This window comes from Agrobacterium vitis (genome assembly GCF_014926405.1).
Lineage (GTDB): Bacteria > Pseudomonadota > Alphaproteobacteria > Rhizobiales > Rhizobiaceae > Allorhizobium > Allorhizobium vitis_H.
The window spans coordinates 724221-740566 of sequence record NZ_JACXXJ020000005.1; the positions used below are offsets into that span (position 1 = coordinate 724221).

General features: G+C 57.2%; 13 protein-coding genes. 4 read left to right on the forward strand and 9 right to left on the reverse strand.

Annotation, left to right across the window (positions count from 1 at the left end):
• Positions 1 to 336: 336 nt before the first annotated feature.
• Both IEI95_RS14430 and trxB read right to left on the reverse strand, forming a co-directional pair.
• Positions 337 to 1233 carry a LysR family transcriptional regulator VtlR gene (locus tag IEI95_RS14430; RefSeq protein WP_041698126.1) on the reverse strand — a complete coding sequence of 299 codons (897 nt, stop codon included), beginning with the start codon at positions 1231 to 1233 and terminating at the stop codon, positions 337 to 339.
• A gap of 25 nt (positions 1234 to 1258) precedes the next feature.
• Positions 1259 to 2233: a thioredoxin-disulfide reductase gene (gene trxB / locus IEI95_RS14435; protein WP_194416598.1), complete on the reverse strand. Its 975-nt coding sequence runs from the start codon at positions 2231 to 2233 to the stop codon at positions 1259 to 1261.
• 232 nt (positions 2234 to 2465) lie between these two features.
• Here trxB and IEI95_RS14440 point away from each other — a divergent pair, with 232 nt between their 5' ends.
• Positions 2466 to 2933 (forward strand): Lrp/AsnC family transcriptional regulator, encoded by a 468-nt coding sequence (locus IEI95_RS14440; RefSeq protein ID WP_194416599.1) that lies wholly within the window; start codon positions 2466 to 2468, stop codon positions 2931 to 2933.
• Positions 2934 to 2990: 57 nt separating this feature from the next.
• On the opposite strand, the gene IEI95_RS14445 is transcribed toward IEI95_RS14440, so the two are convergent.
• Complete coding sequence (locus IEI95_RS14445) at positions 2991 to 3983, reverse strand: WaaS/CpsH family glycosyltransferase (protein ID WP_156534583.1); 993 nt, start codon at positions 3981 to 3983, stop codon at positions 2991 to 2993.
• A gap of 194 nt (positions 3984 to 4177) precedes the next feature.
• Entirely contained in the window at positions 4178 to 4792 is a 615-nt protein-coding gene (locus tag IEI95_RS14450; protein ID WP_194416600.1) for a sulfotransferase family 2 domain-containing protein, read from the reverse strand.
• A gap of 487 nt (positions 4793 to 5279) precedes the next feature.
• Between IEI95_RS14450 and IEI95_RS14455 the strand changes: the two genes are divergently transcribed.
• Both IEI95_RS14455 and IEI95_RS14460 read left to right on the forward strand, forming a co-directional pair.
• Positions 5280 to 6317 carry a hypothetical protein gene (locus tag IEI95_RS14455; RefSeq protein WP_156534579.1) on the forward strand — a complete coding sequence of 346 codons (1038 nt, stop codon included), beginning with the start codon at positions 5280 to 5282 and terminating at the stop codon, positions 6315 to 6317.
• A 68-nt stretch (positions 6318 to 6385) separates the two neighbouring features.
• A complete protein-coding gene (locus IEI95_RS14460; RefSeq protein ID WP_197435616.1) occupies positions 6386 to 7138 on the forward strand; it encodes a hypothetical protein in 753 nt (250 codons plus the stop codon).
• Here the strand turns inward: IEI95_RS14460 and IEI95_RS14465 are convergent.
• The 5 genes from IEI95_RS14465 to carB form a co-directional block, all read right to left on the reverse strand.
• On the reverse strand, positions 7092 to 7919 hold the full coding sequence (locus IEI95_RS14465) for a glycosyltransferase family 25 protein (protein WP_194416601.1): 828 nt from the start codon (positions 7917 to 7919) through the stop codon (positions 7092 to 7094). The genes IEI95_RS14460 and IEI95_RS14465 overlap by 47 nt on opposite strands.
• Before the next feature lie 10 nt (positions 7920 to 7929).
• Positions 7930 to 9033: a glycosyltransferase family 4 protein gene (locus tag IEI95_RS14470; RefSeq protein WP_156534575.1), complete on the reverse strand. Its 1104-nt coding sequence runs from the start codon at positions 9031 to 9033 to the stop codon at positions 7930 to 7932.
• Between the two features lie 80 nt (positions 9034 to 9113).
• Positions 9114 to 9590 (reverse strand): transcription elongation factor GreA, encoded by a 477-nt coding sequence (greA, locus tag IEI95_RS14475; protein ID WP_015916662.1) that lies wholly within the window; start codon positions 9588 to 9590, stop codon positions 9114 to 9116.
• A gap of 448 nt (positions 9591 to 10038) precedes the next feature.
• Positions 10039 to 11304: a T6SS phospholipase effector Tle1-like catalytic domain-containing protein gene (locus IEI95_RS14480; RefSeq protein ID WP_194416602.1), complete on the reverse strand. Its 1266-nt coding sequence runs from the start codon at positions 11302 to 11304 to the stop codon at positions 10039 to 10041.
• Positions 11305 to 11472: 168 nt separating this feature from the next.
• Positions 11473 to 14955 carry a carbamoyl-phosphate synthase large subunit gene (gene carB, locus IEI95_RS14485; RefSeq protein ID WP_156534573.1) on the reverse strand — a complete coding sequence of 1161 codons (3483 nt, stop codon included), beginning with the start codon at positions 14953 to 14955 and terminating at the stop codon, positions 11473 to 11475.
• A gap of 280 nt (positions 14956 to 15235) precedes the next feature.
• Between carB and IEI95_RS14490 the strand changes: the two genes are divergently transcribed.
• Positions 15236 to 15970, forward strand: a complete 735-nt coding sequence (locus IEI95_RS14490) for a DUF1868 domain-containing protein (RefSeq protein WP_156536968.1) — start codon at positions 15236 to 15238, stop codon at positions 15968 to 15970.
• Positions 15971 to 16346: the final 376 nt, after the last annotated feature.

A 16346-nucleotide genomic window follows, 5' to 3' on the forward strand; every position in this document is an offset into this window, starting at 1 on the left:
TGCTCCCCGTAAAAACGAGGACCCAAAAAGAAAAAAGCCAAAAAAAAGGGGCCACCGGATTACTCCAGGGCCCTTAAAGTGTGAAGGTTAAAAACCTCCAGAGGGGAACAGCTGGTGCGGTGGGAACTGGGAGGAAGCCACCGTGTGCATCAGCTATGAGCGATATGGTGGTTTTTTGTGCAGTGAACAATGCTTTTTTGTGCATAGGAGGCATGCAAATGTCGCATGTCTGCTATTTGCGTCGCAATTGAAAAACGATTTGACGATGATTCGCGACCTTGCTGCGACTGCTCAGTAAGGCCTATGCATAGATGCGCATAAGACGATCTGACGGATTCAAAAATTCCAGTTGCGCGCCTTGCTAACGATGAAGTCGCGGAAAACTTTTAGCTTGGCCGCATTTTTCATCTCGTCCGGATAGCAGAAATAGGTATCGAAGGACGGAACTTCGGCATTGATCGGCAACTGAATCAGTCCCGGATCGCGTCCGACAATGTAATCGGGCATGCAGGCGACCCCTATGCCCAGCAGGCAGGCGCGCTTGATCGAGGTTTGGCTGTTGATTTGCAGATGGGGAATGCGGCGATTGTCGGAGGAGCGCCCGGCCACTTCCAGCCAGTTAACGTCAAGCAGGTAATTGGGCGCTGGTTCGCCAAAGCTGATGATCCGGTGGTTATCGAGATCCTCGATGGTCTGCGGCTCCCCATAGCGATTGATATAGGAGGGCGCGGCATAGACATGCATATGCACGGTAAACAGCTTGCGCTGGATCAGGTCCGATTGCTGCGGCTGGCGCAACCGAATGGCGCAATCGGCGTGGCGCATGTTGACGTCCAGTTCCTCGTTGTCGAGGATCAGCTGGATCGACATATCAGGGTAAAGTTGCAGGAATTCCTGCACTTTGTCGGTCAACCAGCCCTGGCCAAGCCCGACCGTGGTGGTGACGCGCAGCTTGCCGCTCGGCTTTTCGGTGGTCTCAGTCAGCTGCATTTTCACTGTTTCCAGCTTCAGCAGCACGTCATGGGCGGTGCGATAGAGCAATTCGCCCTGTTCGGTCAGAATCAGGCCGCGGGCGTGGCGGTGAAACAGCTTCACCCCCACATCCTGCTCCAGCGCGCTCACCTGTCGGCTGATTGCCGATTGCGAGAGATGCAGCTTATCTGCCGCATGGGTAAAGGACCCGGCTTCGGCTGCGGCATGGAAAATCCGCAGTTTGTCCCAATCCAGCGGTATATTGCTGCTGCCTCGCATCATGCCCTCACCCCGCGGCCTGAGCCGGGATAATCTCCGCGGCAAGATAACGTTCTGCCTCAAGGGCGGCCATACAGCCCATGCCGGCAGCAGTAATAGCCTGGCGGTAGATATCATCCGTCACGTCGCCGGCGGCAAAAATGCCGGGCACGTCGGTCGCGGTCGAATCCGGGGCGGTCCACAGATAGCCATTTGGCTTCAATTTCAGCTTGCCCGTGAACAGTTCCACCGCCGGCGCATGGCCGATGGCGACGAAAACGCCGTCGATGGGAGTATCGGTAACGATGCCGCTGTCGAGGTTCTTCAGCCGCACGCCGGTGACGGAGGGCGGCATAGGCGGCTTGGCCGGGATGCCGGTGACTTCATCAATAACGGTGTTCCAGAGGACCTTGACATTATCCTTGGCAAACAGCCGCTCCTGCAAAATCTTCTCCGAGCGGAAACTGTCGCGGCGATGCACGACGGTGACGGTCTTGGCGATATGCGACAGGTAGAGGGATTCCTCGACCGCCGAATTGCCGCCGCCGACCACGATCACATCCTTGTTGCGATAGAAAAACCCATCGCAGGTGGCGCAGGCCGAAACCCCGAAGCCCTGGAAATGCTGTTCGCTCTCAATGCCCAGCCATTTCGCCTTGGCGCCAGTGCAGATGATCAGCGTATCAGCGGTCCAGACGGTGCCGGAATCGGTCTTGACGGTGAAGGGGCGGCGGGTGGTTTCCACCTCGGTCACCAGGTCGTTGACGATTTCCGTACCGACATGGGTGGCCTGTTTCAGCATCTCACCCATCAGCCAGGGGCCCTGGATCGGATCGGCAAAGCCGGGATAGTTTTCCACATCGGTGGTGATCATCAGCTGGCCACCCTGTTCCATGCCGGCGATCAACACCGGTTTCAGCATGGCGCGGGCTGCATAAATGGCGGCGGTATAACCGGCGGGACCAGAGCCGATAATCAGCACTTTGGTATGGCGGGCGGACATGGTCTTTCCTTTCCGTGGCGAGGGACGTGTGGTGTGCGGCATATAGGATGCCTGCCTCGCCTTTTCTTCATTTCATTTATGAAGGCTCCATGCATTTATTCAAGGGCAGCTCTGCGTTTATAACAGGGCAATTCCATCCACCGTAATTTTACTGCGGCAAACGGACATTTTCTTGCGTTGGAACCCGGTCAGGGTCATAAGCGCGCATGGAGTTTGATAAAAGGGTGACCGCGTGTTTCGCGCTGATTTGGATGCCATCGACATCAAAATTCTAAGAGAGCTGCAACGCGACGGTCGGATGACCAATGTCGAGCTTTCGGAGCGCGTCGGTATTTCCGCACCGCCCTGCCTCCGCCGGGTGCGCAAGCTGGAAGATTCTGGCATTATTCAAGGCTATCATGCGGCTTTAAGCGGCCCCAAACTGGGCTTCGATCTGGTTGCCTTCTGCATGGTAGGCCTGAAACATCAGTCGGAAGCCAATCTGAAGAGCTTCGCCGCTGCCACCGAACAATGGCCGCTCGTGCGCCAGGCCTGGATGGTGAATGGCGAAAGCGATTTCCTGCTGCACTGCGTGGCCGAAAACCTCACCAGTTTCCAGGATTTCGTCATCGAGACGCTGACGGCCAATAGCCATGTCGATACGGTGAAAACCCTGTTGACGATCCGGCAGATCAAGCGGCTGGGTCTGGTGGATATTTGATGCTGGTGGATATTTGATTGCGCCTTGCCGCAAAATCATCGTCCATGATTCGCGTTGTTATCTCTCAAGACTTGATGTGGGCTTGAGCAGGCCAATGATCTGGTCGATCAGCGCATCGACCGAGTAGAGCGCCATGACATGCGGCGAGATTTCGACGAAGGGCGCCTTGCAGAAATCCTCTATTCCTTCCAGGCCCTGTGGGCGGTTTGAATGCTCACCGAGAATGAAGACATTGTCTGGATGATAAAATTCCTCGTCGCGCACAGACCGATTGTTGGTCATGAGCTTGCGTCCGTAGAGAGCGGCTTCCAGCGGTCGCAGCGTTAAGCCCTTCTGGCCGTCCTGGACGATATCAATGATGCAGCGTGCGGCAAGATTTTCGGCGAGATAGGCGGGATAGGGCTTATTGACCGGTTTCTTGGCGAGACGTTCGGTCAGTGTCTTGCGGTGTTTTTTCACCTCGGTGAAGCGGATAGACGTGCTAAAGCCCTTTTGTGTCAACTGATCGCTGAGTGTCTCTATCAGATCCTTGCGTCCCTTGTCCTTGCCCAGAAAGGCGAAGTCGTAGACTGGAGTGACCGAGCGGACACCGTCTACCGCGGCGATAAATTGCCTGTAGAATTCAAAGCCGTAGCGCTCGCAATCGGCCTGGTCGAAGGACAGAACCGGATAGCCGGCGGCATGAAGATCGCGCAGCAGAGGTCCCATGCCGTTCTTTGTGGCAATTGGATTGCGCACGACCACGGCAATAGAGGCCCTGGGGCGCGTGCGGTGAAGATAATCCACGATCTCCTCGCGCTCGTTGACGATGAACAAGGCGTCGGGATGGCGGGCAATATGATCCGTGAGTATCCTCTCGTAAACGTATTTCCGGCAGAAGCGCGGCAGGACCTTGAAGATCAGCTGACGGCGCGCTTGCTGTTTGACGTTGACGACTTCGACATTAAAGCGCGTGGTATCGGCCTTGGTCCAGAAATAGTCTTCATAATCTGCCCAGAAGCCAATGCATACGACTTTCAGTCGCGCGTGGTGTAAGGGGGCAGATATCACGTTTGGCTCCTCGAAATCCGACGCTGTTCTGCTTACGGTCAGCGCCCTGATTTTATCTCAAACAGATTTTCTACGAAGAGTCATTGAAAATGATCGCGTCTATCATTTTTGCAAATATCTCAAGCGATGCAAGCGTTTGAGATATTTGCATGCCTTCACGGCGAGGACGCGGCTCACATTTTCGGGAGTGGGTATCAGGAGCCGAATGTATAGTTGAACACGCGGATTTCCTCCTGGAAATGGGCCTCAACAAAGGCTCTGGTTTCCTCATCGAAATAGCGGGTATAATTGCCGCGTTTCGAGCTGTTTTTCTTCGGCACCGGGCTGGTCAGACGCAGTCTTTCCATCAAGGTCGGCTTCAATCCGATCCGTTTGCGGATATGGCGGAAATCCGAATTGATGTTTTCGATCTTTCCGATGAAGTCGCAGCCGGATAACCAGAATAGCTGCGAGCGGCGTTGAAGAGGGGGCAGGATTTCATCCGGCCAATGTTCGTCATGCCGCGAATAATATTCATCTTCAAGCAGCCAGGCTTTGAAGCCGATATCGCGAATATGCTGTTGATAATCGGGGCACTCATAGGCTTGTAGCCGTTTCTGGCAAAGAAACGAGTAAAGGGATACCATTCGGTCCCATGGGTTTCGAACGAAGCCGAAGCTGAAACGCTTGTCGATGCCGAAATTGGCGAGCTTCGTGTACGGCGTATGGGTCGGAACCCCTTGCGTCTCGCCACCCAGCACCCTGGTGATGGATCTCCCGGCGGATTTCGGAACATGTACAAAGACAAAGTTTGGCGCAACGACCGTCATGGTCCCCCCTTTTGAAGTGATAGCGCTGTCCCAGCGCCTCAACATCCATACATTTTCTCAAATGCATGATGCTGTAATGTTCCCAATCTGCTGCGCGATTCCTGATGCCGTATACCGGCACAACAATCCCGCATCGATAGAGGGATCAAGTTCATCTTGATCCCAACATCTGACGTTATCCGCTTTGCGCCAGATGCGGCGCTTGGAGGATAGAATGCTCTGATATTGTAGTAACCAATAAGTTACTGATTCGCGCCAGGGTTTTTTAAAAAAATCACAAGTTCGTCCGGGGCTGGGAAGGCCTGTTCAAAAATACGGGTGTATCCGCGTTTCTTTTCAGGGAAAACTGGGAGAAATCGCGGTTGTCCAGTGAATACAAACACGAATTGATTGGTCCCGTGACAATCACGGGTTTATGATCAGTAGTTTGGAATCCCGGTACTTTACAGCCTGGAGATTGCCGTGTGACGGGCAAGAGGACACCGAAATGCAGGTATCTGATGCGATAAACGTCAATGTGTTTCGGGCAACCAAGAAGGAATTCCCCTTCGAGGCCTTTGCGAAACATTCTCATCCGTCTCTTCGCGTGTCGCTCGTGGAGGACGCGAGCTATAAACCCTGCGACGTCGCCGTGATCTTCGGATCTTTCGGACGTGACTCGACGCCGGTCCATGCCTTGCGCACCGCTATTGCCGTTCAGCATAAGGGGCCGTTGCTGACGGTCGAAGTCGGCTTCTGGGGGCGTGAGACCAGCAAGCGATCGTTTAACTGGTATCATACCCTGCTTGGACATCGCCGCAGCCTGTATAAATTCAAGCATAATTTCTACCGGATCGCCCTTGACGGTTCCCTGCCCGGCGAGGGTGATTTCTGTAATGCCAATAGCCCGCCGGACCGCTGGGAACAGCAAAGTGCTGCGCTGAATATTCGGCTGAAGCCCTATCGCAGTGCTGGTGAGCATGTGTTGATCATCGGGCAGATTCCCGGAGACGCGGCCATGCGTGGCATGGATGTTCGGCAGTGGTTGGTGGCAACCGCTCGCCACGTGCGCAGGCTGACGGATCGGCCCATCATCGTGCGGCCACATCCGGGCATGAAAAACGAGGATTTCGCGGCGCTGGAGGCAGAGCTTGCGACAGTTTCCGGCCTGCACCTTTCCGGGCTATCGTCCCTCACCGTTGTCGATGAGCTGGCGCGGGCGCATTGCACCATATGCTATTCCTCGTCTTTTTCGCTGGATTCCCTGCTGCAAGGCGTGCCGGTCATCACGCTATCACGCTTCAATATCGCCGCGCCGATTTGCTCCAAACAGATCGAGGATGTGGTCGATCCGCCTTTGCCGGAACGCGAGCAACTTTTCTATGATATCGCTTATGCCCACTGGACGCTGGACGAAATCCGCGCCGGAGATGTGTTGAAACGGTTTGCACCTATTCTCGCCATGCGGTGCGCCAACATTAGCCGTCAGGCGCGCCATAGTCTTGCCCATTCCGTTCTGCCTGGTTTTCAGCTACAGGGACTGTGACGCGCCTTGTTGCGCTTTGTGTGGCTGCCCCGCATCAGGCTGCCGCGACCTTCGTGACAGGATAGGGCATGTTCGGCAAGAAAACCCGACCTCGCAAGAAAACCCGGCTTGAGCGGTTCTTTTCCCTTAACCAGCATCGCAAGCGCTGGGGCGCGGCGCGCTATGCTGAGGGGGATCTGGATTACCAGGCACTCAAACATCAAATGGTCGAAGGTGACACTGCGCAGCAGACGCGCGGCTCGGAAAAATCGCTCGATCTGCATCTGGAAAACCTGCGGAGGGAGTTTGCGGGCCAGCCGGAACTGCTCTGGCATCATGCCCGGCTGATCGTGCTGCTGCGCCGGGAATTCCAGGTGGAGCAGACATTTGTGCAATTGCAGGCACTGTGGGAGGCGGAGGCTGATTTCCTCTGCGAAAACCTCAATCTGCGTTGGCTGGTTTCGGCTGCTGACAGTTTTGTCGATCATCACCCGGATGCCGGGGAGCGGGCAAGAGCCATGCTGGTGTCGCTGCTGGTCAATACGGTGAAAATCTATGAGACCGAGCGGGTGCTGGCGACAGCTTCGGCACCGGCCGACGCGCAGAAGCTGGAGCGGCTGCAATCCGAGCTGATTCCGCTGTTTTCCGGCCTGTCCTGCTTTACCATCGGCACTGACGATACCCTGCGCAACATGCGCTGGCGGCTGGACGGATTGATGGCGCAAGGCCCTGTTGGACTGATGCTGAAAACCGTCTTCGACCGGTTGCAGGTGGAAGATACCGCCTTTTCCCGCCTCAAGGCGCAGCACCACCGGGGGCGGACGGGCTGGTGGTCTGAGTGACCGCCAAGCTCTTCAGATAGTCGAAATCCTCGCGCCGGACCGGCACCTGCCGCCGCTGCGCATTCTGGCTGTGGCAAAGCTGACGCAGGCCCATTCGCAACTGGGCCTTGATTCGCCTGAGCCGAAAGGCGAGAGCAGGGCGCTGCTTTTCTGATTGAGCGGGGGAAATCGAAGACTGCGTTTCGATTGGTTCGGGCAGGCCATAGGGCGCGCAGCGGTCCAGTTGCACGGCCAGAGCCGGATCGGCCTGGAAAGAGGCAAGCTCATAGGCCGCGCAGATCACCGCATCGGCAATGGCGCCGTGGCGCGAGCTGCGCTGGAGAAGCTTGGCGGCTCCCGTTGGCCAGAGAATATAGGCCGCAGCCCCGGAACGATCCTGATAGAGCCGGCGCAGTGACAGATCGGAGAAGTTGGCGCGAGCGACAAGTTTTTTGCGGCTGCGCGTTTCCAGCGTCACATGGTCGAGATCGGTTCGATGGCGCAGTGCTTCCAGAAGAGCAGGCACCTTATCGGACAGAACCGCATCGTCTTCCAGCACCAACACGGGGTTTGCGCCTGCGACAATGGTCTCCCAGATCTGGCGATGGCTGAGCAGGCAGGCCCGTTCCGCAGGGCGAATCGGTCTTTCCCAACCGCTCCAATAGGCCTCGTCCAGCTCGGGAAGATGGTCGGCATCCAAGGCTGCTATGCGGGTGAAGGCTAGCCCAAGTGCCTGCATCTGCGCTTGCTGGAAGGCTAGCCGCTCACGGGCACGGTCGAGATTGATGATCATCACCTGCATGGCGTCGGCTTTACGGTTGGGGCTTTGGCGGCGCGATGACCGGCCTGCCGAGCAGCTGACTATAGACTGCCTCCAGCCCTGCCGCTTCTCTGGCAAGCGCAAAATTTTCCCGCACATGGGCAACGGCAGCCTTGCCATGCAGGCAGGCGCGACCGGGATCGGCCAGATAAGGCTCGATTGCGTCACGCAGCGGTGCATAGGCATCAGCGGCAACCACGGCGCCAGTTGCGCCTTCGGCAATCAGTTCCGCATAGGCCCCGGCATCCGAGGCGACCACAACGGTTTCGGACGCCATGGCTTCCAGCGGCGTTAGTCCAAAACCTTCATTGCGCGAGGGCGCGACATAAAGCGTCAGCCGCCGATACCATGGCTTGATATCCTCGACTTCGCCCAGAAAAACGATCCGCTCCGTCAGACCGGCAGCGGCGATTTGCGCCTTAAGGCCTTCGGCAAAACTCTTGTGTTCTGGCGTGACGCGGCCGGAGACCACGGCTGTCCAACCGGGATAGCGGGGTAGAAGTTCGATCATTGCCTTGACGAACAGATCGGTACCCTTCTGATGGCGCACCCGACCGAAGCAGCCAATCAGATAATCGCCCGGCAGGTTGGTGGCTGGCATCCTGTCCTCGGCACCTTGCGGCGGATGAAACAGCTCAGTGTCGATACCGTGGCGGATGACGCTATGCGGCACCTGCAAAAACGAGCCGGAGCGGGCGCTGGTGGCAACCACGGCATCCATTTTCGAGATCAGCCAACGGGTATAGCGGCTGTGGTGACGCTGGGCCGCCGAGGTAAACAGCAGTTTCAGCGGCATGCGCAGCACATCGCGCAACACCACGCCTGCCAGCATTTCCAGATTGCGCCGGGCATGCCAGACGCGATGGGAAGCGCCGCGCGGCTTTTTCCACAAGGCTGGCATTTGTGCGAAGGTGAGGGCGGGCATGGTCTCCGGCAGGCCGGGACCAAGTGTGGCAATGGCCAGCCCACGGCGGCGCTGCTGCGGGATCAATTGCACCACGGTGGAGGTTACGCCCGAGAGTCGCCGCTTGAAATGAGGAGCCACCACAAGGATTGAAGCAGGATCAAGCACGCACAGGGTACCTTTCGCCATCATGGCTACATTTGATGTTACGCACTCACAGAAAAAAGACGCACCTGCAAGGCGCGCCTTTTTTCAATAGCAGAGGCTGTAGATCAACCCCAGTTGACCGCGATAATTTCGTAAGCCTTTGATCCCCCGGGAGCAACGACTTCGATACTGTCGCCGGCTTCCTTGCCAATCATGGCGCGGGCAATCGGCGAGGAAATCGAGATACGCCCAGCCTTCACATCGGCTTCCTGATCGCCGACGATCTGGTAGATTTTTTCCTCGTCGGTATCTTCATCGATCAGCTTGACGGTGGCGCCGAACTTGATTTTCGAGCCGGACATTTTCGACAGATCGATGACTTCCGCGCGCGCAGTCAGATCTTCGAGTTCGGAGACCCGGCCTTCATTATGGCTCTGGGCTTCCTTGGCGGCATGATATTCGGCATTTTCCGAAAGGTCGCCATGGGCGCGCGCTTCGGCAATGGCCTCAATGATCCGAGGACGTTCTTCTTGTTGACGCCAGCGCAGTTCCTCCTGAAGCTTGGAGAAGCCGTTCTGCGTCATCGGTACCTTATCAACCATGTCCTCTTCCTTCACCTTTCATGCCCGCATGGCGTGGCCATGAAAATAAAACAGGTTCCGAAGCAAAGCTACGGAACCAGCCACATATCCAACTCGTGACATTATAGCAGACTGTAACAGTCAATTTCCAGAGATTTCGAATGGACGTATTTTCAATCTGTCCATCAGGCACAACTGCCCAGGCGCAACCCATGTCACTGCGCTGATATAAGGTTCCAGATGTCGTTAACAAGGGCAATGGCGACAAGCCACATCGCAATTGAAATCGCAAAGACCAGAAGCAGGTATTTCATCCTTGGGGTCATTATCTCTGCCGTCTATCGCCGGTTCTACGCTCAACTCTATGCGATGATTCGGCCTGCGTGGATGTTAACCTTCGATCAAGGATGATTTTTTGTAAATGCGAAGGCGGGGCTGTCTCGTTTTGGTTCATGGAGCGCTCTGCCGGTCAATCTTCAATCGGCTTGGTAGACCAAGGCTCGATTGAGTAATCGCCGGGCGGCGGCATATTGGGTGGCCTGTAGGGGGTCGTCCTCGATGGGTGGTCCAGCCGGTCGATGACGGATTGATGGATGACGCTGCCTTTTTCGATAGAGCGAGGGTCGCAGAGCGGCAGATACCAGCCCTTGGGAGGCCGGCAGCGCCAGGAGGAAAAGGGTACGCGACGCGGCACGATCTCGAACGGCAGCCAGGACCAGGTCATGGAATCATGGATCGGGGCCAGGGGATCGAGCTTCACATGGTCGTTGTCGTCATCTTCGCCATAGACGATGTCATGGACGGTGTCTTCGTCATAATGCAGCCCGAATGGCCTGCTTTCGGCGATCATCCAGGCCAGCGGAATCTTGGCCGTCGCGCTCTGCGCCTCGCTATAGCCGCCGCCGACATCGCCATGGGAGCCAGCAAACCAGACCTGCTTGAAATCCTGAGGCTTGATCATATGCGGGTCCTCCGGCTTGAACGGGCTGCCCCAGAATGGCTGGCCGGACTTCCAATAGACCGGTCGAAACATTGTGCGCCGTTCATCAATGGCCAGGGCCTGGCGGACAGCGGCTACGCTCGGATTGCGGGTCGTGAAGGGAAAGGTCTGGAACGTGAGACCTCTCTGTGTCTGGTTGATCACCGTCGATACGGTGTCGAACAGGCCGAGAAAGGCAATCGCCGGACGGTAGCCGCGCAATGTCCGCTCATAAAGTCGCATGGCGGCAAAGGCGGAGGGTGCCGAGTGGCTGACGATGTCAGCCGTTTCGCCATGCCGCTCGCTTATGGGAATGGTTTTATAGGTCCGGTAGGCGTAGTCCACAAGATTGAGAAAATTCGGCGTAATAATGCCCAGGCTGTTGATGAAGCCGGCCAGAACCCTGGCGCTATAGGCGCCGCGGCTGAAACCGAGGATGTAGATCCTGTCGTCCTCGCCAATTGTGTTGCCGGCGTCGTCCCTCGGTGCGGCCCGATAGTTCTCAACAAGAAACCGGTAGGCGCGCTTGACATTGCGGTCGAGACCCCAGCCCGTTGCCAGGCCCCAGACTTCGGCGGATTGGCGTGCAAGTCGCAACCAGGCGTCGTCTGCACCGAACGTGCCGACGCCCGGCTCATAATAGACCAATTGCTCGTCGCTACGGGTCAGGCAGCCAAGCAGTCTGACGATATTGGTTCGGCTGGCTGAAATTTCATTCGACGTGCCGTCAAACAGGATGACGATGTTTTTGCCCACGCTGTCCCCTTGCCAGATAAGAGGCTTTTCATAGCATTATCAGCGGGGTACGGCATCCCTGGCTTTTGAAGGGTCAGGCGGAAAGCCTCACCCTTCGGTCGCATTCGCTCACAGTCTGTTCAAGAACGGCCATGTGCTGACGGACAGCGTCGATTATTGGGCGGGCTGTCAGAAATAGCTTTGCAGCGGACGAACTTCCAACTGGCCCTTTTTCAGCGCCTCAATGGCTTCGGCAGCGGCAAGCGCACCGGCCATCGTGGTGTAATAAGGCACTTTCTGCATCAGGGCCGCGCGGCGCAGCGATTTGGAGTCCGAGATCGCCTTGTTGCTATCGGTGGTGTTGATCACCAGCTGGACCTGCCGGTTGCGGATGGCGTCCTCGATATGCGGACGGCCTTCCAGAACCTTGTTGATCTTGACCGCCTCGATGCCCTGTTCGGCGAGGAAGCGTTGCGTGCCACCGGTGGCCAGAACCTTGAAGCCGATGGAGGTCAACAGCTTGATGGCGGGCAGAATGCGGACCTTGTCCTCATCACGCACCGACACAAACACCGCGCCGTCGCGGGGAAGCTCGACGCTGGCACCAAGCTGGCTTTTGGCGAAGGCCAGCGCAAAGCTGGTATCTAGGCCGATCACTTCGCCGGTTGAGCGCATTTCCGGGCCGAGCAGCGTATCGACGCCGGGGAAGCGGGCAAACGGGAACACCGCTTCCTTGACGGCAATGTGCTTCAAATTGCGCGGATCGGGCTTGGCGCCGTAAGCGGCAATTGCCGCATCCAGCTTTTCACCGGCCATGATCCGGGCAGCGATCTTGGCAATCGGCGCGCCGATGGTCTTTGCCACGAACGGCACGGTACGCGAGGCGCGCGGATTGACTTCGAGAACGTAGATAACCCCATCCTTGATGGCATATTGCACATTCATCAACCCGCCAACATGCAGCGCCTTGGCCATGGCGGCTGTCTGGCGCTCCAGCTCGTCAAGGACTTCGGTGCTCAGCGAGCGCGATGGCAGCGAGCAGGCGCTGTCGCCGGAATGGATGCCAGCCTCTTCGATATGCTCCATGATACCGGAGACGAACACGCTTTCGCCATCGCACAGCGCATCGACATCCACCTCAATTGCGTTGGTGAGGTAGCTATCGAACAGCAGCGGGTTCTTGCTGAGAAGGGTGTTGATCTGGCCCGTCTTGTCATTTGGATACCGCTGCTTGATGGCTTCCGGCACCAGGCCCGGCACGGTATCCAGCAGGTAGCTCTGCAACATGCTCTCACTATGGATGATCTGCATGGCCCGGCCACCCAGCACGTAGGATGGGCGCACCACCAGCGGGAAGCCGATTTCAGACGCGACAAGGCGCGCCTGCTCGACCGAATAGGCAATGCCATTGTTGGGCTGGTTGAGGTCCAGCTTCATCAACAGCTTCTGGAACCGGTCGCGGTCTTCGGCCAGATCGATCATGTCAGGCGCGGTGCCGAGGATCGGGATACCATTCTTTTCCAGGGCCTCGGCCAGCTTCAGCGGGGTCTGGCCGCCAAACTGCACGATAACGCCGACCACTTCGCCCTTTTCCTGTTCGGCGCGCAGGATTTCGATGACGTCTTCCGCCGTCAGGGGCTCGAAATACAGGCGGTCGGAGGTGTCATAGTCGGTGGAGACGGTTTCCGGGTTGCAGTTGATCATGATCGCTTCAAAACCTGCATCCTTCAGGGCAAAGGCGGCGTGGCAGCAGCAATAGTCGAACTCGATGCCCTGGCCGATGCGGTTCGGGCCACCGCCGAGGATGACGATTTTCTTGCGATCCGACACGTGCGCTTCCGAGCGCAGCGCGCCGACGAACGGTGTCTCATAGGTCGAATACATGTAAGCCGTCGGTGACGCAAATTCGGCCGCGCAGGTATCGATGCGCTTGAAGACCGGGCGGACATTGAGGCCGTTGCGCAGCTCGGCCACTTCCTTCGGACGCTTGCCCGACAGGCTGGCAAGACGGGCATCGGAAAAGCCCTTGGCTTTCAGCATCCGCAGGTTTTCAGCGTCTTCGGGCAGGCCATGCTCACGGATGCGGGCTTCCAGATCGGTGATTGCCTTCAACTGGGCGATGAACCACGGATCGATCTTGCAGCCTTCATGCACTTCGGCTTCCGACATGCCGAGCCGCAATGCCTGGGCCACCATGCGCAGCCGGTCCGGGGTCGGCGTGCCGATGGCGGCGCGGATGGCGTTCTTGTCGTCGCCCTGGCCAAGGCCGGGGATCTCAATTTCGTCGAGGCCGGTCAGGCCAGTTTCCAGGCCACGTAGCGCCTTTTGCAAGGATTCGGCGAAAGTGCGGCCAATCGCCATGACTTCGCCCACCGACTTCATCGCAGTGGTCAGCGTCGGTTCGGCACCGGGGAATTTTTCAAAGGCAAAGCGCGGGATTTTGGTGACGACGTAATCAATCGATGGTTCGAATGAGGCAGGCGTCGCGCCACCGGTAATGTCGTTGTCCAACTCGTCCAGCGTATAGCCAACCGCAAGCTTGGCGGCGATCTTGGCAATCGGGAAGCCGGTCGCCTTGGAGGCCAGCGCCGACGAGCGCGACACGCGCGGGTTCATCTCGATGACGACGAGGCGGCCGTCCTTGGGGTTGACCGCAAACTGCACGTTGGAGCCGCCGGTCTCAACACCAATTTCGCGCAGCACCGCAATCGAAGCGTTGCGCATCATCTGGTATTCCTTGTCCGTCAGCGTCAGAGCCGGGGCAACGGTGATGCTGTCGCCGGTATGGACGCCCATCGGATCGATATTTTCGATGGAGCAGATGATGATGCAATTGTCCGCCTTGTCGCGGACAACTTCCATTTCATATTCTTTCCAACCCAGCACCGATTCCTCGATCAGCACTTCGGTCGTCGGCGATGCATCAAGGCCGGAGCCGATGATCTCGAAGAATTCCGAGCGGTTATAGGCAATGCCGCCGCCGGTGCCGCCCATGGTAAAGGACGGGCGGATGATGGTGGGCAGGCCGACAACATCAAGCGCCTGGGCTGCAACCGCCATCGCATGGTTCATATAGCGCTGCTTGCGGTCGGTTTCGCCGAGGTTCCACTGGTTTTCCAGCTCATCCAGCGCCTTGTCGAGCGCGTCGCCGGAAAGCCGTGCCTTTACTTCGTTGCGGGCAATCTCATGGGTCTTGCGGTCAGCATCCTTGATCTCGGTGGCATTGGCCAGCATGGATTTCGGCGTCTCAAGGCCAATGCGGGCCATGGCTTCCCGAAACAGGGCGCGGTCCTCGGCCATGTCGATGGCGGCAGGCTTGGCGCCGATCATTTCGACATTATAGCGGTCCAGCACGCCCATCCGCTTCAGGGAGAGCGCGGTGTTCAGTGCCGTCTGCCCGCCCATGGTCGGCAGGAGCGCATCCGGGCGTTCCTTGGCGATGATCTTGGCGACCACTTCCGGGGTGATCGGCTCGACATAGGTTGCGTCGGCCAGGCCCGGATCGGTCATGATGGTCGCCGGGTTGGAATTGACCAGGATGACCCGGTAGCCTTCTTCCTTCAGCGCCTTGCAGGCCTGGGTGCCGGAATAATCGAATTCACATGCCTGGCCGATGACAATCGGTCCAGCGCCGATGATAAGGATGGATTTAATGTCTTGGCGCTTTGGCATGTCTCTATCCGATCTCTTCACCTGCGCGAAAAACCGGCCAAGGTGAGGGGCATCACCGGTCGGGCGCAGATCCATGGTATTTCAGGCTAGAAGCGGCTTATAGGGAATTGTGGCGATCAGCGGAACCCCCGTTTTCGCTTTTTCTACGGATAAGTGAAGGGCAGGCGCGGCGGGGATGTGGTCCGGCAATTTCCCCTGGGATATTACCGTGAAAAATGGACCCGTTTGTCACATGCCATTTGCGCAGGCGCTGTAGAAAACCTGTTCGGTTTCAAAGGAGATGGCCCTCATGCCGCAGACGCAACTGTCGTGCGACCTCATTCGTTTCTCTGCGGCTGGCCGCCCTGGACCATCGAAACATCTCGGCATCCGTTTCGATGCTGAAGGCAATTTCCTACCCGAACCGGGCAACACCATTGTTTGTCATCTTCGCCCGGGAAGTGAAAGCCAGAAGGCGATTGTCGCCTTGCAGGAGCGCTACAAGCAAATGCCGGAGGCTGACCACCTGGCCGTTACCCCTGCCTCCAGCCTGCATATGACCCTGTTTCAGGGCATTATCGAATATCGGCGCACCGCCGCTTTCTGGCCAAAGGATCTGCCGCTGGATGCGCCAATCGACGACATGACGGAAATCCTCGCGCAGCGGCTGACATATTTTGCGCCCGGGCCAGATTTTCGCATGAAGATTGCCCGGATGCTCCCGACGGGGCTTCGGTTGGAGCCAGTGGGTGAGGCGGATCGCCGGGCATTGGCCCAGTGGCGTGACAGGTTGGCGGATCTGTTCGGCTATCGCCATCCAGACCATGAGACTTACGAATTTCATATCACCTTTGCCTATGTCATCAGGCCATTTTCCGAGGCGGCCCTTTTTCAGTGGCAGGCCATGCTGGAGACGGCGCGAGAAGAATTCCTGGAGCAATTTGAGGATATCGCCCTTGATCCTCCGGCTTTCTGTGCCTTTAACGACATGAAACATTTCGAAGAACTGATCGTATTGCAGGATAATATCGAGTGAAAAAAACGACTGTTAAGCAATACGATATTGTACCGTTTTCGCGTCGCAGGTATCTAAAACCCTGTTGGCTTTTCCAGATCGATGCCATGGGGTTTTTATGCTTTTCGCAAACAGAGTCTGCCGCCGTTTTGCGACATTCCTATGCTTCTCTGGCCTCGGTTTTTTTTAGAAATTCTCAACAAGACGACTGTTTAACTATTTGATCCCACGGGAATTTATGGGAAACGGACGCCGTCCTCGACCATTTCCCCTAGCTGCCCCTTTTTAGTGGCGCCTTCAAGGCGAATGGCATTTTTTAATGCACTGTCAGGGTTGCAAAATTGGATATCGACTTGCCAGGGCAAGGGGTGCAGCCTGATTTTCGTCATGTCCCGTG

Excerpts from the sequence above, each read along its gene's own strand:
- trxB (WP_194416598.1), bottom strand. The coding sequence starts at position 2,233 with ATGTCCGCCCGCCATACCAAAGTGCTGATTATCGGCTCTGGTCCCGCC.
- IEI95_RS14450 (WP_194416600.1), bottom strand. The coding sequence starts at position 4,792 with ATGACGGTCGTTGCGCCAAACTTTGTCTTTGTACATGTTCCGAAATCC.
- IEI95_RS14455 (WP_156534579.1), top strand. The coding sequence starts at position 5,280 with ATGCAGGTATCTGATGCGATAAACGTCAATGTGTTTCGGGCAACCAAG.
- IEI95_RS14460 (WP_197435616.1), top strand. The coding sequence starts at position 6,386 with ATGTTCGGCAAGAAAACCCGACCTCGCAAGAAAACCCGGCTTGAGCGG.
- IEI95_RS14465 (WP_194416601.1), bottom strand. The coding sequence starts at position 7,919 with ATGCAGGTGATGATCATCAATCTCGACCGTGCCCGTGAGCGGCTAGCC.
- IEI95_RS14470 (WP_156534575.1), bottom strand. The coding sequence starts at position 9,033 with ATGATGGCGAAAGGTACCCTGTGCGTGCTTGATCCTGCTTCAATCCTT.
- greA (WP_015916662.1), bottom strand. The coding sequence starts at position 9,590 with ATGGTTGATAAGGTACCGATGACGCAGAACGGCTTCTCCAAGCTTCAG.
- carB (WP_156534573.1), bottom strand. The coding sequence starts at position 14,955 with ATGCCAAAGCGCCAAGACATTAAATCCATCCTTATCATCGGCGCTGGA.
- IEI95_RS14490 (WP_156536968.1), top strand. The coding sequence starts at position 15,236 with ATGGCCCTCATGCCGCAGACGCAACTGTCGTGCGACCTCATTCGTTTC.